Origin of the sequence: Lentzea pudingi, assembly GCF_014646255.1 — a bacterium.
Classification (GTDB): Bacteria; Actinomycetota; Actinomycetes; order Mycobacteriales; family Pseudonocardiaceae; genus Lentzea; species Lentzea pudingi.
Map to the genome: position 1 here is coordinate 66,800 of NZ_BMNC01000023.1, position 15,941 is coordinate 82,740.

The 15,941-nt window shown below is 68.9% G+C and carries 14 protein-coding genes; 5 read left to right on the forward strand and 9 right to left on the reverse strand.

Annotation, left to right across the window (positions count from 1 at the left end; translation table 11 throughout):
• Window positions 1-37 precede the first annotated feature (37 nt).
• A complete protein-coding gene (locus IEY88_RS40545) occupies window positions 38-529 on the reverse strand; it encodes a hypothetical protein (RefSeq protein ID WP_189160218.1) in 492 nt (163 codons plus the stop codon).
• 47 nt (window positions 530-576) lie between these two features.
• Window positions 577-2,091: a phytoene desaturase family protein gene (locus tag IEY88_RS40550; RefSeq protein WP_189160219.1), complete on the reverse strand. Its 1,515-nt coding sequence runs from the start codon at window positions 2,089-2,091 to the stop codon at window positions 577-579.
• A 65-nt stretch (window positions 2,092-2,156) separates the two neighbouring features.
• Here IEY88_RS40550 and fdhD point away from each other — a divergent pair, with 65 nt between their 5' ends.
• From fdhD to IEY88_RS40565, 3 genes are read left to right on the forward strand one after another with little or no spacing between them, the layout of a single operon-like run.
• Entirely contained in the window at window positions 2,157-2,984 is an 828-nt protein-coding gene (fdhD, locus tag IEY88_RS40555; protein ID WP_189160220.1) for a formate dehydrogenase accessory sulfurtransferase FdhD, read from the forward strand.
• The gene (locus tag IEY88_RS40560) at window positions 2,971-4,101 is read left to right on the forward strand and encodes a CaiB/BaiF CoA transferase family protein (protein ID WP_189160221.1); all 1,131 of its coding nucleotides are present in this window, start codon (window positions 2,971-2,973) and stop codon (window positions 4,099-4,101) included. Before fdhD ends, IEY88_RS40560 begins: the two co-directional genes overlap by 14 nt.
• A gap of 39 nt (window positions 4,102-4,140) precedes the next feature.
• On the forward strand, window positions 4,141-5,019 hold the full coding sequence (locus tag IEY88_RS40565; protein ID WP_229694216.1) for an alpha/beta hydrolase: 879 nt from the start codon (window positions 4,141-4,143) through the stop codon (window positions 5,017-5,019).
• Here IEY88_RS40565 and IEY88_RS40570 read toward each other — a convergent pair.
• The 7 genes from IEY88_RS40570 to tig all read right to left on the reverse strand — a co-directional run bounded on the left by IEY88_RS40570 (window position 5,016) and on the right by tig (window position 13,336).
• Window positions 5,016-6,311: a serine hydrolase domain-containing protein gene (locus IEY88_RS40570; RefSeq protein WP_189160222.1), complete on the reverse strand. Its 1,296-nt coding sequence runs from the start codon at window positions 6,309-6,311 to the stop codon at window positions 5,016-5,018. The genes IEY88_RS40565 and IEY88_RS40570 overlap by 4 nt on opposite strands.
• 19 nt (window positions 6,312-6,330) lie before the next feature.
• On the reverse strand, window positions 6,331-7,548 hold the full coding sequence (locus IEY88_RS40575; protein ID WP_189160223.1) for a serine hydrolase domain-containing protein: 1,218 nt from the start codon (window positions 7,546-7,548) through the stop codon (window positions 6,331-6,333).
• Window positions 7,549-7,569: 21 nt separating this feature from the next.
• Window positions 7,570-8,148 carry an RBBP9/YdeN family alpha/beta hydrolase gene (locus IEY88_RS40580; protein WP_189160224.1) on the reverse strand — a complete coding sequence of 193 codons (579 nt, stop codon included), beginning with the start codon at window positions 8,146-8,148 and terminating at the stop codon, window positions 7,570-7,572.
• An 881-nt stretch (window positions 8,149-9,029) separates the two neighbouring features.
• Window positions 9,030-10,310 carry an ATP-dependent Clp protease ATP-binding subunit ClpX gene (gene clpX, locus IEY88_RS40585; protein WP_189160225.1) on the reverse strand — a complete coding sequence of 427 codons (1,281 nt, stop codon included), beginning with the start codon at window positions 10,308-10,310 and terminating at the stop codon, window positions 9,030-9,032.
• Between the two features lie 245 nt (window positions 10,311-10,555).
• On the reverse strand, window positions 10,556-11,185 hold the full coding sequence (locus IEY88_RS40590; protein WP_189160226.1) for an ATP-dependent Clp protease proteolytic subunit: 630 nt from the start codon (window positions 11,183-11,185) through the stop codon (window positions 10,556-10,558).
• 20 nt (window positions 11,186-11,205) lie between these two features.
• Window positions 11,206-11,823, reverse strand: a complete 618-nt coding sequence (locus IEY88_RS40595) for an ATP-dependent Clp protease proteolytic subunit (RefSeq protein WP_373294278.1) — start codon at window positions 11,821-11,823, stop codon at window positions 11,206-11,208.
• 166 nt (window positions 11,824-11,989) lie between these two features.
• Window positions 11,990-13,336, reverse strand: coding sequence for a trigger factor (gene tig / locus IEY88_RS40600; protein WP_189160227.1), 1,347 nt, complete (start codon window positions 13,334-13,336; stop codon window positions 11,990-11,992).
• Window positions 13,337-13,596: 260 nt separating this feature from the next.
• Between tig and IEY88_RS40605 the strand changes: the two genes are divergently transcribed.
• Together IEY88_RS40605 and IEY88_RS40610 are read left to right on the forward strand one after the other, a co-directional pair.
• Window positions 13,597-14,361, forward strand: coding sequence for a hypothetical protein (locus IEY88_RS40605; RefSeq protein ID WP_189160228.1), 765 nt, complete (start codon window positions 13,597-13,599; stop codon window positions 14,359-14,361).
• Between the two features lie 329 nt (window positions 14,362-14,690).
• Window positions 14,691-15,590: a LysR family transcriptional regulator gene (locus tag IEY88_RS40610; RefSeq protein ID WP_189160229.1), complete on the forward strand. Its 900-nt coding sequence runs from the start codon at window positions 14,691-14,693 to the stop codon at window positions 15,588-15,590.
• The last annotated feature ends 351 nt before the right edge of the window (window positions 15,591-15,941 follow it).

Consider the following 15,941-nt stretch of genomic DNA (forward strand, 5'->3'; position numbering starts at 1 on the left):
AGCAAGGTTCCTTGATATAGAAATCCTCAGGTGGCGCTCACCAGTCCGGCGAGTTGCGTGCCACAGCCGTGACCAGCGGCAACGACTCGATGACCGGCACTCGCAGCAGTTCGGCGGGCACGTCCGGGTCGCGCACGGGCTCGATGAGCTCCCGCAGCAACGCGCCGACGACGTCGTCCGCGGCCTGGTCGACCTCGTGGATCAGGTCACGCAACTGGTCCGCGGCCTCGTTGAGCACGCGCGGCCGTTGCGGATCCTCCAGCATCAACGCCGCCAGTCGCAGCACCCGGCGGCAGGTGCGCAGCCGAAGGCTCCTGCTCGCGGACTCCCGCGTGCCCGCGAGACCCAACCGGCCGCGCGTGCGTTCGATCCACGGCTCGACCGTCTCGCGCCGCCAGATCGGGCCGGACGCGAGCTCCGCGTCCGGCTCGGGAATGCCGTGCGAGCGTCTCTTGCGCCAGACGGCCACCAGCTGCCGGCTGAGCCCCATGGCGTCGGCGATCTCGGCGATCCCGTAGAAGTCCCCCACGGCGCCAACTGTAACCAGAGATGACACGGGGTGTCATCAAGAATGTCTTACAGGGCTTCGAGAACCGCCTGCGCCGCGTTGTGGCCACCGATGCCGCTGACCCCGCCGCCGCGCCGGGAGCCCGCACCGCAGACGAGGACGTTGTCCACATCGGTCTCCACGCCCCACTTGCCGACCTGCTCGTCGGTCTCGGCGAACGGCCAGTCGAGCTCGCCGTGGAAGATGTTGCCGCCCGGCAGCCCCAGTTCGGACTCCAGGTCGAGCGGGGTGCGCGCCTCGACGCACGGGTTCCCGGCGGCGTCCACGGCGAGGCAGTCCTGGATCGGCTCCACGAGGTGGGCGTTGAGCTGGTCGAGGTAGCGCCCCACCAGCTCGTCGCGCAGCTCGGCGTTGCGGCCCTCGAACAACGACGCCGGCAGGTGCAGGCCGAACAGCGTCAGCGTCTCATGGCCGCGCAGCGACGGCCCGAGGATCGACGGGTCGGTCAGCGAGTGGCAGTACATCTCGCCGGGCAGCACCGACGGCACCTGCCCGGCGGCGCTCTCCAGGTACGCGGTCTCCAACTGGTCGTAGGACTCGTCGAGGTGGAACGTGCCGGCGAACGCCAGCCGCGCGTCGACGCCGGACCTCAGCTCGGGCAGCCTGCGCAGCAACATGTTGATCTTCAGCTGACAGCCCGGCGCGTCGCGGACCTCCTTGCCCCGCAACCGTCCCAGCACCGACGGCGCCACGTTCGAGAGCACGAACCGGGCCTCCGCCGTCTCACCCCCGTACGTCACGGCGGCGGTCTTGCCGTCCGACTCGACGGACGTGACCTCGGCACCGGTGATGATCCGCGCACCGGCCTCGCGCGCGACCCGTTCCAGCTCGGCGGTGACCCCGCCCATGCCGCCGACCGGGACCTTCCACTCCCCCGTCCCGTTGCCGATCACGTGGTAGAGGAAGCACTTGTTGGCGCTCAACGAGTGCAGCGACGAGTGCGTGCCGATCAACGCGTCCGTGGCGACGACCCCGCGCACCAGGTTGTTGTCGAACAGCTCCTGCAGCGTCGCGCCGAGCGGCCGTTCGAAGACCTGCTCCCACAACCGGCCGCGCACCACCGCGTCGACGTGCACGCGCAGGTGTTCCGCGGACACCAGCGGTTCCAGCAGGGTCGGGGCCAGTGCCTGGGCCATCAGCTCCAGGTCGGCGTACCAGCGCTGCCACTTCTCCCAGTCGTCGAGCGACCCGCAGACGGCCTCGAACGACCTCACCGTGGCCTCGCCGGGCGAGCGTTCGACCAGCAGCCCGCCCCTGCCGTTCGGTGTGTACGAGGACGCGGCACGAGACTTCAGCGCCAGCCTCAGTCCCAGATCCGACACGATCCGGTCGGGCAGCAGCGAGACGAGGTACGAGAAGCGCGAGAGCCGGGCGTCGACGCCCTCCCAGGGTGAGGCGCTCACCGCGGCCCCGCCGACGTGCGGCAGCTTCTCCAGCACCCTGACCGACTTCCCCGCCCGTGCGAGGTACGCGGCCGCCACCAGCCCGTTGTGGCCGCCTCCCACGATCACGACGTCGTCCATGCCCCGGAATCCCTCCCACGTAGCCTGGTCGGTGGGGAACATAGCGGTCCGAAGGAGATGTGCACATGGGCCGAGTGACGGTGCGCCGAGCGGTCGAACGGGTGTCGCCGAGCGGTCGTCGCCGCAGGATCGACGCGCTCGCCGCCGAGGAACCCATGGAGCTGCGGGTCAACGGCAAGGCTTTGGCCGTGACGATGCGCACGCCCGGTCACGACGTGGAGCTCGCGCACGGCTTCCTGCTCAGCGAAGGAGTCATCGGGTCGTCCGAGGACATCTCGATCGCGCGGTTCTGCGAGGGCACCGGGCCGGACGGGATGAACACCTACAACGTGCTGGACGTCGCGCTGGCCGAGGGCGTGCCGCCGCCGGACACCGGGGTGGAGCGGAACTTCTACACCACGTCGTCGTGCGGGGTGTGCGGCAAGGGCGCGCTGGACGCGGTCAAGCTCAAGACCCGCCACTCCCCCGCGCTCGACGAGGTGAGGGTCACACCCGAGGCGCTGACGGGCTTCCCGGACGCGTTGCGGGAGCGGCAGAAGGTCTTCGAGAGCACCGGCGGGCTGCACGCGGCAGGGCTGTTCGTCGACGGCGAACTGCTCGTCGTGCGCGAGGACGTGGGCCGACACAACGCCGTCGACAAGGTGCTGGGCTGGGCGGTGCTGCAGAACCTGGTGCCGTTGCGCGGCGCGGTGCTGATGGTGTCCGGGCGGGCGTCGTTCGAGTTGGTGCAGAAGGCCGCGATGGCCGGGATCCCGGTGCTCGCGGCGGTGTCGGCGCCGTCGTCGCTCGCGGTCGAGCTGGCCGAGGAGCAGGGCATGACCCTGATCGGCTTCCTGCGCGGCGACTCGATGAACGTCTACACCGGTGGGGAGCGCGTGGTTGAGACCGCTTGACGGCGTCGTGGTGGTGAGCCTGGAGCAGGCCGTCGCCGTGCCGTACGCGACGCGGCTGCTGGCCGATCTCGGTGCTCGGGTCGTCAAGGTCGAACGGCCTGGGACCGGCGATTTCGCGCGCCACTACGACTCGGCGTGCGGCGAGGTGTCGTCGTACTTCGCGTGGACGAACGCCGGCAAGGAGTCGGTGACCCTCGACATCACCCACCCGGACGGCCGTGAGGTGCTCGACCGGCTTGTCGCGCGGGCGGACGTGCTGCTGTGCAACCTCTCGCCACGGGTGTGGGAGCGGCTCGCGCTGGAGCTGCCGCCGGCGCTGATCGTCGGTGAGCTGTCCGGCTACGGCTGGGAGGGCCCGTACGCGGACCGCAAGGCGTTCGACGCGCTGGTGCAGTCCGAGGCCGGGCTGGTGTCGCTGACCGGCGAGGGCGACGTGGTGGCCCGCGCCGGCATCTCGGTCGCGGACATCGCGGCGGGCGTCCAGCTGCAGGCCGCGGTGCTGGCGGCGTTGCTGCGGCGCGGACGGACCGGCGAAGGCGTGCGGCTGCGGTTGTCGCTCTTCGAGGCGATGGCCGAGTGGATGCACCAGCCGATGCTCTACGCCGCCGGGACGGGGGCCGCGGCGCCCCGGTCGGGCGCGCACCACCCGAGCATCGCGCCGTACGGGCCGGTGGCCTGCGCGGACGGCGCCGTGCACCTGGCCGTGCAGAACGACGGGCAGTGGCAGCGGCTGTGCGGCCTGATCGGGCTGGCGCCGCAGGAGAGGTTCGCCACAGTGGCGTCCCGCGTCGAGCACCGCGCGGAGCTGCAGGAGCTGCTCGAACAGGCGTTTTCCGGCCTCACCGCGGCGGAGTTGCTGATCACCCTGGACGGTGCGGACGTGCCCGCCGCGCTGACCCGCTCGATCACCGAACTGCCCACCCACCCGCAGCTCGACAGGTGGGTTGACGTGCGGGTTCCCGGCGGAACGGCCCGGATGCTGCCGCCGCCGGTGGCCGGGTTCGAGTGGTCGCCGGGTGCGGTTCCGGCGCTCGGCGCGCACACTGACGACGTGCTGACGTGGCTGGGCTATTCGAGTGAGGAACTGTCCTCCTTACGCGTGCGTTCCGTCCTCTGAGAAGGAAACGAGGAACGGTGCCCGCGCGATGAGGTGAGCATGGGGGAACCGAGGTACAGCCGCCGCACCCTCCTCGCGGCGATCGGCGTGGTCATCGCGACAGCCATGGGCGTCGCGACGTACGTGTCGTCGTCCGGCGCCGTCGAGCAGCAGATCGCGACGACCGACCGCGTGCGGGCCGCCTCGGCCGCCAAGCCGGTGATCCGCTTCGAACGCGTCTACTCGGCCGCCCGCCACCGCGAGGTCACCCTCGCCTTCTACCTCCCGGCCGGCGCGAACGTCCGCGGCCTGCCGATGTCGATCCTCCTGCACGGCCTGAACGGCGACGCCAGGCACGCCCCCGTGGGCAACCTGCCCGAGGTCCTGACCGCCGCCGTCGCCAAGGGCTCGGTGCCCGCGTTCGGCTTCGTCGCGGTCGACGGCGGCAACAGCTACTGGCACGAGAACGTCCCCGGCGACGACCCGATGGCCATGCTGCTCGACGAGGTCCCGCGCTGGCTCAAGGAACGCGGCTACGGCGACCCGTTCGCGGTGACCGGTGTGTCGATGGGCGGCTTCGGCTCGCTGCTCTACGCGCGACGCCGAGCCGAGCGCGGCGACCCGGTCGCGGCCGCCGCGGCCATCTCCCCCGGCCTGATCACGACGTGGCCGGAGATGGCCAAGCGGCGTGCGTTCAAGGACGAGGGCGAGTGGGCGTCGCTCGACCCGTTGCGGCACATCAGGTCCACCGGCCCGACCGCGCTCGGCGTGTGGATCGGCGACCGCGACCGGTTCATCGAGGGCACCCGCCGGTTCATCCGCGAGGCGCGGCCCGAGGTGGGCACGGTCAAGGGCGGCGGCCACGACGACGGGCTGTACCGGAAGGTGACGCCCGACGTCGTGCAGTTCCTCGCCAAGTACGCGAAGCGCGCTGTCTAGACGCGCTGGGCCGCCCGGCCCCAGTGCAGGTACTTCACCCGGTCCTGCTCGTCGCGTCCACAGAGGACGACCACCTGGTGGTAGCCGTTCTGGCTGTCGACGGCGATCAGCGCGTCGTCCCGCAGTCCGGTGAACTCGTGCTCGTCACCGTCGACGAACGACTCCCAGCCGGGGTCGAGCCGCACGTACCGGAGCTTGACCCTGCCACCGTCGCCTTCGGTGACGTGCAGTTCCAGCCCGGTGGACCGGTAGACGCCGACGACCCGTTCCACGTCCACCGGTACCGGCAACGGCGGTGGTGTGGGCAGGCCGGGCGGGGTGATGCCCTCCCTGCCCAGCACCTCCTCGAAGACCGCACGGGCCAGCGGCAGGCTCTCACCGCCGTTGGTGAGCACGGCGATCGCGAGTCCGGCCGCGGGGATCACGCGCAGGTAAGCCCGGTACCCCAGGGTCGATCCGGTGTGGCCGACGCCGGTGACGCCGTCCGCGTACTCGTGCACCGCCCAGCCGAGCCCCTGGCTGCCGCCCTGCGCGAAGTTCGGTGGCACGACCTGGCTCTCGCGCATCGCGTCGAACTCGCTGGTGCCGAGGTGCATCCGCACGAACTCCAGCAGGTCCCGCGCGCTCATCGCGAGCGTTGTGCCCGCCGGTGCGTCACCCTCGGCCATGAACTTGCCCGCGGGCTCCGGATCCTTGCCCACGTGCCCGGTGGCGACGGTCTGCGTGGCGTACTCGGCGTGGCTCGCGACCGCGGTGCGCAGGCCGAGCACGTCGATGAGCCGCTCCCGGACGACGACCCGGAAAGGCTTGCCGCGCAACACCTCCACGATCCGGCCGAGCAACGTGTAGCCGCTGTTGCAGTACGTGTAGAGCTCGCCGGGTGGCGCCTCCTGCCGTGCGTCCGCCAGGAGCGCGACGTACTTCTCCAGCATGTCGTCGCCGTTGCCGGTGTCGTGGAAGAGGTCGCCCTGGAAGCCCGCGGTGTGGGTGAGGAGGTGCCGTGGCGTGATGATCCGCGCGGCCTGTTCGTCGGCGAGCCTGAAGTCGGGCAGCACGTCGCGCACCGGGCGGTCGAGGTCGAGCAGGCCCTCGTTCACCAGTTGCTGCACGAGCGTGGCCGTCCAGACCTTGGTGATCGACCCGATCTGGAAGATGGAGTCGGTCGTCACCTTCTCGCCGGTGACGTTGTTCAGCACACCTGCTGCCATGTCGGTGATCTCGCCGTTGTGCAGCACGGCGACTTGGGCGCCGACAACGCCGTGCCGCTCGACCAGTTCAGTCAGATCGATCATGGTTCTCCCCCAGGAGTTCTCAGGTCCGGACGGCCGCCCGCCCGAAGTGCACCAGGTCGTTCACGAACACCAGCACGGTGTGCGGTTCGTCCACGGCGATCAATGCGTCGCCACGCAGGGCAACGAACTCTCGCGCGTCGTCGTCGAGATCGACCAGTACGCGGCCGTGATCTGCTTGTGTGACAACGACTTCGTGACCCGCACAGCGATAGGTGCCGAGGAAGCGTTCGTCCACCGGCTCGGGCGCGGCGGGTGGCACCGGCGATTCCGGCCTGCGGACACCGGCGAGTGCGCTGAAGACGTCGTCGATGACGTGGTCGAACACCGCGCGTGCGTCGCCGCCGGTCGTGAGCAGGGCGACCGCGACCCCCTTCTCCGGCGCGATCCGCAGGAACGACGCCAGTCCCCTGTTGCTCCCGTGGTGGCCGATCACCGCGCCGCCTGAGTAGCCCGGCAGCTCCCAGCCGAGGCCCCACGAGGCGCGGTTCCCGAAGTCCGGCAACAACACCTGCGGCTCGCGCATCACCGCGAATGCGGGCGTCGCCAGGTGCATCCGCGCGAACGCGAGCAGATCGCGTGCACTCATCGCGAGCGCCGACCCGGCAGGCCAGTCGGACTCCGGTCCCGGATCGGTCACCGGCTGTCCGTCCTCGTGCCCGACGGCGTGTGCTGCCGTGGCCTGCGCGTAGGTCGTCGTGACCGCGAGCCCGAGCGGTGCGGCCAACCGTTCCTCGAGGACGGTGTTGAAAGGCTTGTCCCGCAACACTTCCACGATCCGGCCGAGGACGGTGAAGCCGCTGTTGCAGTACGACCACACCGCGCCCGGCGCGAAGAGCTGCCGCGCGTCCGCCAGCCGTGCCACGAACTCCTCGATCGCGTCGTCGCCCGAACCGGTGTCGTGGAAGAGGTCGCCGTCGATGCCGGACGTGTGGGTCAGCAGGTGCCGCGGCGTGATCACCGGCCGGAAACCCGCCAGCACGTCGCGCACCGGGCGGTCGAGGTCGAGCCTGCCCTCGTTCACCAACTCCTGGACGAGCGTCGCCGTCCAGACCTTGGTGATCGACGCGATCTGGAACAACGAGCCGGTGGTCACCACCTCGCCAGTGGCGGTGCTGAGCACGCCGGCGGCCGCGTCGTGGATCTCGCCGTCCGCGAGCACCGCGACCTGGGCACCGACGCCGTGCTCCGCCACGAGCTCAGGAAGCCTGCGTCGCAACCACTCTGCTGTGTCGTTCACGTTCCCCCCAGGAAGTGATGGCTAGCGCGGTGAGAGCGGCACCGTCCTCGACCGCACCCACTTGAGGACCGCGGGCCACTCCCCGTAACCCGCGTCGATGTTGATGTGCGCGCCCCCCGGCACGACGTCGATCTCGATCCGCAACGCCTCAGCGAGCTCCTTCGCGGCCTGCATCGAACAGTGCGGGTCGCCCTCGCCCGCGACCAGACGCGTGTCGGTGGCAGCACGGCGCAACCCGGCCGGATCGAGCGGGGCCGGGAAGAACGACTTGATGGCCGGCTCCGGGTGGTCCAGCGCGGGCGGAGCGACGAGCAGCACCCGGTCGACGTGGGCGATGTTCTCGCGGGCCGCGTGGTGCAACCAGAGGTAGCAACCGAGCGAGTGCGCGACAACAACCCGCTCACGGTCGGCGGGCAACGCTTCGAGGTGCGTGTCGAGCTCGCGGAGCCACGTGTCGCGGTCGGGCGCCTCGGGACTGCTGAAGTGCGGCATGTCCGCAAGGCCGCCGTGCTCGGACACGGTCTGGGCCAGCCAGCGCTGCCAGTGGCCGGGGCCGGAACCGGTGTAGCCGTGAAGCAGGAGCACGTGGGGCAGCGACATGCCTCCACCCTAGTGGCGTGGCGGGAGGCGGCACCGGTGAATCCTCGCCCGGCAGCACGCCCCGCGCCGCTCGTCTCCTCGCTCCCGCACGTCCGGGTGGGGGCGGCGCGAGGCGACCTGCGCGAGACGGCCTGCGCGACATGTGCGGGCGGCACCGGACGCGCAGGTGGCACCTCGTACGTCGGTGGCGTCAGACGCGCAGGTGGAGCCAGGCGTGCGTGGGTGGCCCCAAACGCGCAGGTGGCGCCACGTGCGCAGGTGGCACCAAAGCTGCAGGCGGCGCCACCTACGTATGAGGCGCCAGACGTGTGGGCGGTATAGCGCAAGGAAGCACCCCACACGCAGGCGATACCGCACGTGCGGACGACACGACACACGCGGGCCGCACCGCACGTGCGGACGACACCACACACGCGGGCCGCACCGCACGTGCGAACGACACCACACACGCGGGCCGCACCACACGTGCGGACGACACCACACACGCGGGCCGCACCACACTCGCGACACCACCCCCGCGCTCCCCGCGTCCGGCTGGGAACAAGCGGCGAGCGACGCGACGCGGGCGCCACCAGGCCTGCGGGCCGCACCACACACGCGGCGGCACCAGACGTATCGGCGACACCAGGCGTGCGGACAGCACACACACGCAGGCCGCACCAAACGTGCCGGCGACATCAGACGCGCGGACAGCACCACACGCGAGCCCCACCACGCACACCACACCGGTGGGCACCAGACGTGCGGACAGCGCCACCACACGCATGCCGCGCGCGGCACCGCCTCGCCGCGAGGCCGCGCGGGGGCGTGTCGCGGCGCCCGTGCTGGAACGAGCGAAGGGCGCCCGGTTTCCCGGGCGCCCTTCGCTGGAACGATCGAACCTAGGCCGACTTCTCGCGGCGCTCGCGGCGCGAGGGCTGCCGGGCCACGATGGTCGGGTTCACGTTCTCCTTCACCGTCTGCTCGGTGATGACGACCTTGGCGACGTCCGTGCGGCTCGGGATGTCGTACATCACCGGGAGCAGGACCTCTTCCATGATCGCGCGCAGACCACGAGCACCGGTGCCGCGCAGGATCGCCTGGTCGGCGACCGCTTCCAGCGCGGTCTTGGTGAACTCGAGTTCGACGCCGTCCATCTCGAAGAGCTTCTGGTACTGCTTCACCAGGGCGTTCTTCGGCTCGGTGAGGATCATCACCAGCGACGGCTTGTCGAGGTTCGTGACGGAGGCGACCATCGGCAGACGCCCGATGAACTCGGGGATCAGGCCGAACTTGATCAGGTCCTCCGGCATGGAGTCGGCGAAGTAGTCCGCCGAGTCCGTCTCCGCCTTCGAGCGGACCTCGGCACCGAAGCCCAGGCCGCGCTTGCCGACCCGGTCCTGGATGATCTTCTCGAGCCCCGCGAACGCACCGGCCACGATGAACAGCACGTTCGTCGTGTCGATCTGGATGAACTCCTGGTGCGGGTGCTTGCGGCCGCCCTGCGGGGGCACCGAGGCGGTCGTGCCCTCGAGGATCTTGAGCAGCGCCTGCTGCACACCCTCACCCGACACGTCGCGCGTGATCGACGGGTTTTCACTCTTCCGAGCGATCTTGTCGACCTCGTCGATGTAGATGATGCCCGTCTCGGCGCGCTTGACGTCGTAGTCCGCGGCCTGGATGAGCTTCAGGAGGATGTTCTCGACGTCCTCACCGACGTACCCGGCTTCCGTCAGCGCCGTCGCGTCGGCGATGGCGAACGGAACGTTCAGCATCTTCGCGAGGGTCTGCGCCAGGTAGGTCTTGCCGCACCCCGTCGGGCCGAGCATCAGGATGTTCGACTTCGCCAGCTCGACGCCGTCGTCACGACCCTCGCGCCCGCGGTCGCCCGCCTGGATGCGCTTGTAGTGGTTGTAGACGGCGACGGAGAGGGTGCGCTTGGCATCACTCTGGCCGATGACGTACTGGTCGAGGAACTCGTGGATCTCGGCGGGCTTCGGCAGCTCGTCGAGCTTCACGTCGCCGGCTTCGGCCAGCTCCTCCTCGATGATCTCGTTGCAGAGATCGATGCACTCATCGCAGATGTAAACGCCGGGGCCGGCGATGAGCTTCTTCACCTGCTTTTGACTCTTTCCGCAGAAAGAGCACTTCAGCAAGTCGCCGCCGTCACCGATACGCGCCATGACCGCTGACCTATGTCCCCTCCGGCGCACACCTGCTGTAGTGCGCCTGCTGACTTGCTGTGGCAGTCCCACTGGCTGTGGGTGCTGAGCCCGTTCTCCTGACGGTACCTGGCCGACCCCGTTTCAGGGGAGGACCCGCGTCCCCCGACGCGCCGATCAGGCCGGTTGCCCGGTCACATCGGCGTGTCGGGTGGGCACGCGGTGTCCGGGGGCCGGGAGATTTCCCAGCCCCTAGGACGCCGCGCTCAGGACTTGGCGGAAAGCTTGCGGTAGGGCAGCACCGTGTCGACGATGCCGTACTCCTTGGCCTCCTCGGCCGTCAGAATCCGGTCGCGCTCGATGCTCTCGCGAACCTCCTCCGCCGTCCGGTTCGTGTGCCGCGCGAGGGTCGACTCCATCAGGCGGCGCACGCGCTGGATCTCGTTCGACTGGATCTCCAGGTCGGACACCTGACCGTACGCGCCCTCCATGGAGGGCTGGTGGATCAGGATTCGCGCGTTCGGCAGCGCGTGGCGCTTGCCGGGCGTGCCGGCGGCCAGCAGCACCGCGGCGGCCGAGGCGGCCTGGCCGAGGCAGTACGTCTGGATGTCCGGGCGAACGAACTGCATCGTGTCGTAGATGGCCATCAGCGAGGTGAACGAGCCACCCGGCGAGTTGATGTACATCAGGATGTCGCGGTCCGGGTCCTCGGACTCGAGGACCAGCAGCTGCGCCATCACGTCGTTGGCGGAGGCGTCGTCAACCTGCACGCCGAGGAAGATGATGCGCTCCTCGAAGAGCTTGTTGTACGGGTTCGACTCCTTCATGCCATAGCTGGTGCGCTCGACGAACGACGGCAGCACGTACCGCGACTGCGGCAGGTGGAACTGGCTCACTTGAGGTCTCCTAGCTGACGTCAGTTGTTCGAGTCGCCCACGGGCTGGGCCCTGGTGACGACCTTGTCGACGAAGCCGTACTCGAGCGCTTCCTGCGCCGTGAACCAGCGGTCGCGGTCGGAGTCGCGGGTGATGGTCTCGAGCGTCTGGCCGGTGTGCTCGGCGATGAGTTCCGCCATCTCGCGCTTGGTGCGCGTCAGCATGTCCGCCTGGATCGCGATGTCCGCGGCCGTACCGCCGACACCGGCGGACGGCTGGTGCATGAGGATCCGAGCGTGCGGGAGCGCGTGGCGCTTGCCGGGCGCGCCCGCGGAGAGCAGGAACTGCCCCATCGAGGCCGCGAGGCCCATCGCGTACGTGGCCACGTCCGGCTGGATCAGCTGCATCGTGTCGAAGATGGCCATGCCCGCCGTGACGGAACCACCCGGCGAGTTGATGTAAAGCGTGATGTCCTTCTCGGGGTCCTCAGCGGCGAGGAGCAGCAGCTGAGCGGTGATCTGGTTGGCGATGCCCTCTTCGACCTGCGAACCCAGGACGATGATCCGCTCGCGGAGCAGCCGCTCGTACACCGAGTCGTTGAGGTTCATCCCGGCGGTGGCCGACCGCAATTCGGGGGTCGGGAAGGAGTGCTGCGTCACGTCTGCCTGCCTAACTCCAGGTGGAACGAATCTGGAAGCAAAAATCTCTCTGCGATCGACCTTAACGAAGGCGGGCGGCGTCAGATGCCCGACACCGCCCGCGTTCGCTATCAGCTGTATTTCCGAAGCTCGTCCGTTCGCGGGGAAGGGACGAGCGACTCGGTCGCTACTCCTGGCCGTCCTCATCGGACTTGGTCTCGCCGAAGAGCTCGTCGAGGTCCAGCTTGGCGCCGCTCGAGTCGGACACCTCGGCCTGGCGCACGACGCTCGCGAGCGCCTTGCCCCGGCGGACGTCGGCGAAGATCGCGCCGAGCTGGCCGGACTGCTGCGCGCGCTTGACGTACTCGTCGGGGGAGATGCCGAAGCGCTGGGCCTGGTAGATGATCCGCTCGGTCAGCTCGCCGTCGGACACCGTGACCTGCTCGGCGTCGGCGATCGAGTCGAGCACGAGCTGCGTCTTGACGGCCTGCTCGGCCGCCTTGCGGAGCTCGGCGTCGAACTCCTCCTCCGACTGGCCCTGCTCGGTCAGCCAGGCGGCGAACTTCGCGTCGTCGTGGTCGAAGGCGTGCACGGCGTCGTGCTTGCGCGCGTCGATCTCGCCCTGGACGATGCCCTCGGGCAGCGGGACCTCGGTGGTCTCCAGCAGCGCCTCGAGGACCTTGTCGCGCGCCTGCACGCCCTGCTGCATCTTCTTGACGCGGGCGAGGCGGGTCTGCAGGTCGGCCTTGAGCTCGTCGAGCGTGTCGAACTCGCTGGCGAGCTGCGCGAACTCGTCGTCGAGCTCGGGGAGCTGACGCTCCTTGACGCTGCTCAGAACGACGGTGACCTCGGCCTCGCGGCCCTCGTGCTCACCGGCGACGAGCGTCGTGGCGAAGGTCTTGGTCTCGCCCTCGGACGCGCCGACGAGCGCCTCGTCGATGCCCTCGACGAGCTGGCCGGAGCCGACCTCGTAGGACAGGCCGCTGGTGCGGGCCTCCTCGACCTCTTCGCCGTCGACCGTCGCGGACAGGTCGACGATGACGAAGTCACCGGTCTCGACCGGGCGGGTGACGCCGGTCAGCGTGCCGAAGCGAGCGCGGAGCTCGTCGAGCTGGGTGGTCACGTCCTCGTCGGTGACCTCCTGCTCGTCGACCGTCACGGCGAGCTCGCCGAACGCGGGCACGGTGATCTCGGGACGGACGTCGACCTCGGCGGTGAACTCGAGGGTCTGACCGTCCTCGATCTTGGTGACCTCGAAGTCGGGACGGCCGAGCGTGCGCACCTCACCCGCGTTGACCGCCTCCAGGTACTTGGCCGGGATGGCCTCCTGGATGACCTCGTCCAGCACCGGAGCGCGGCCGATGCGGTTCTCCAGGACCTTGGCGGGGGCCTTGCCCGGACGGAACCCGGGGATGCGGACCTGCTTCGCGAGCTTCCGGTACGCCTGGTCGAAGTTCGACTTGAGCTCGTCGAACGGCACCTCGACGTTGATCCGGACCCTCGTCGGGCTCAGGTGCTCGACGGTGCTCTTCAACGTGGACTCCTCGATACGAACAAGAACGTGCAAGACAGCCGGATACCGCCACCAGGGCGCCCGGATTCCCAGCGAGTCTAGGCGAGACCCGTGCTGTGACCGCCGCCACCCCGCTTCAGTCCCTCGAACCGCGCCCGTCGCGGCGGGGGCACCGGCAACCGCGGCTCGGGTGACCGCGGCTGTCAGACCTGTTCGCTACGGTCGCTCCACAACGGCCCATTCGCGCCGTTGTGAAGCTCATCTTGGTTCCTGGGGGAAACATGCTGCGCAAGAGCGCGCTCCTGTTCACAGCCGTGGTGCTCACCACGGCCACCGCCGCACCGGCCTCGGCGGCCACTCCGGTCCTCGACCCGGTGGCCACTGCCTCGGCTTACGCGCTGACGGTCAACGGCCAGACCGAGGGCCTCTCGATCACGTGGCGCCCGTCCGACGAGACGAACCCGTCGATCTCCCTCTACAAGAACGTGGTGGGCCCCAACGCCCTGCACGCCGGCTGGGGCGTGCACGTGTCCGACCCGGACGTGGCGCCGCAGTACCCGTTCATCGACTACGAGCTCCGCACCGGCATCGTCGGTCAGAACATCGCCCCGGAACGCACGTTGTCCTTCGCGCTGACGGATTCCCGCGGGCCGTTCATGACGTTCGGCAACCTGGACGACTCGTCGTTCTGCAACTTCGACCCGAACCACCCCAACGGCCACGGCAGCAAAACCGACTTCAGCCTCCACCTCCGCGACGCCAGGGGCCAGATGGTGCGAGCACCGGGCTCGGGCTTCCGCGTGGAGTTCACCGTCCCCGGCGTCGAGGCGGGCGACCAGGCCACCCCGGACGGCCAGGAGCGCACCACCACGGTGCACTTCAAGCGCAGGGTGATGACGGTGGCCGAGCTCGCCCCGTGGAGCAGCCAGTTCCCAGCCACCTACGAGCTGGCGACCGGCCTCAACCTCGTGGTGACGCAGCGCCTCGGCGACAACCCGCCGGTCGTCTACGACTTCCTCGTGGGCGGAGGCGCCTGCGCGGCCTGAGCGAGCCGTGTGACCGAAAGCGAGCGACACGCCTGCTTCGTCCCCGCATCCAGCGTCGCCACCCACCACGGGTGGCGACACTTTTTTGTTCGCCTCGCGAAAAGCTTCACTAAACAGAGTCGTCCAACTACCGCCCGTCGAAGGCGGCGCTTCCAATTTCACTCTTTCGGCGCAAACAGGCTTTCCAGACCGATCAAGTTGACTCCATAAGCACCAATCACCGCAGCTCAGAGGGCAGGTAGCGTTACTGCTCCCGCACCATCCGTAACAGGACCACGGGAACGAACGAGAAAAAGTCGTCGCACCGTTTTACCCCGAGGATCCGCCTGATGGAGACACGCCAGCTTCTCGCGTTCACGACCGTGGTTCAGACAGGGAGCTTCACCAAGGCAGCTGCCACGCTCAACTGCTCGCAGCCAACCATCACCACCCGCATCAAGGCGCTCGAGGAGGGCCTCGGGGTCGTCCTTTTCCGGCGCCTCCCCCGAGGTATCCAGATGACCTCGGCAGGCGTGGAGTTGCTCCCGTTCGCACGAAACATCATCAACCTCACCGAAAAGGCCCGAAAAGCCATCACGATGAACGGCGAGCCCCACGGCAAACTGATCATCGGCTCCGCACAGAGCCTGACCGACTACCGTCTGCTACCGCTCATCGAATACATGTGCTGGCGCTACCCGTCGGTCCAACTCTCCCTGCACTCCCGCAACGCGCTGAACAACCTGAACTCGGTGCGAGACGGCCAACTGGACTGCGCCTTCTTCATCGGCGCGATCGAACCCCGCGAGGGCCTCGAAACCACAGTCCTCTGCCCAGAACCCCTGGTGATGGTCGCTGGCCCGAACCACATGCTCACCCAACGCCAGACCCTGGCCGAGGACGACATCACGAGCAGCACCCTCATCCGCGCCGAGAACGGCGCCAGCTACCACGAACTCTTCGAACACTCACTCGGCTACGACGACACCAGAGCCCCAGTCCTGGAACTGGACTCGGTGGACGCAGCCAAACGAGCAGTGGCCTCAGGCCTGGGCATCGCCCTGATGCCCGAGGTGACCGTGTCCTCAGAACTGGCCGACGGCAGGTTGGTCCGCTTGCCCTGGTCCCCGACGTTCCGCGTCTACACGCAGTTCGGCTGGCGCCAGGACAACTCGACGAACCCGGCGGTAACGGCCTTGGTCTCAGCAGCAGCCCAAGTCGTCAGCGACCAAGTCGCCTCCCTGACCTAACCAAACCAACACACCTGATGGCACGCGATGCCGAAGGCGAGCCGTCCTGTCTTTCGTCTTTCGTCTTTAGCAAGCGCACTGGGCGGTGGGGTCCCATCACGAGTCGCGCCATAGCACTTGCTGCATGCCTGAGGAGGTGTCAAGCGGACACGCTTTTTCGTCCGCTTGACACCTCCTCAGGCATGTGGCCCGCTCTTGGCTCGGCTCGTGATGGGACCCCACCGCCGACGCAACTCACAACGCAACCGGCAGCCGCTCAAAGCAACAGGCGTGCCATCTACCTACGGGCAGCGCTGGCCCCCTGATCAGAGGTGGATTCCAGGGGTCGTCGCAACACAGATGATCAATTGG

Excerpts from the sequence above, each read along its gene's own strand:
- IEY88_RS40550 (WP_189160219.1), bottom strand. The coding sequence starts at position 2,091 with ATGGACGACGTCGTGATCGTGGGAGGCGGCCACAACGGGCTGGTGGCG.
- clpX (WP_189160225.1), bottom strand. The coding sequence starts at position 10,310 with ATGGCGCGTATCGGTGACGGCGGCGACTTGCTGAAGTGCTCTTTCTGC.
- IEY88_RS40605 (WP_189160228.1), top strand. The coding sequence starts at position 13,597 with ATGCTGCGCAAGAGCGCGCTCCTGTTCACAGCCGTGGTGCTCACCACG.
- IEY88_RS40610 (WP_189160229.1), top strand. The coding sequence starts at position 14,691 with ATGGAGACACGCCAGCTTCTCGCGTTCACGACCGTGGTTCAGACAGGG.
- IEY88_RS40565 (WP_229694216.1), top strand. The coding sequence starts at position 4,141 with ATGGGGGAACCGAGGTACAGCCGCCGCACCCTCCTCGCGGCGATCGGC.
- IEY88_RS40580 (WP_189160224.1), bottom strand. The coding sequence starts at position 8,148 with ATGTCGCTGCCCCACGTGCTCCTGCTTCACGGCTACACCGGTTCCGGC.
- fdhD (WP_189160220.1), top strand. The coding sequence starts at position 2,157 with ATGGGCCGAGTGACGGTGCGCCGAGCGGTCGAACGGGTGTCGCCGAGC.
- IEY88_RS40570 (WP_189160222.1), bottom strand. The coding sequence starts at position 6,311 with ATGATCGATCTGACTGAACTGGTCGAGCGGCACGGCGTTGTCGGCGCC.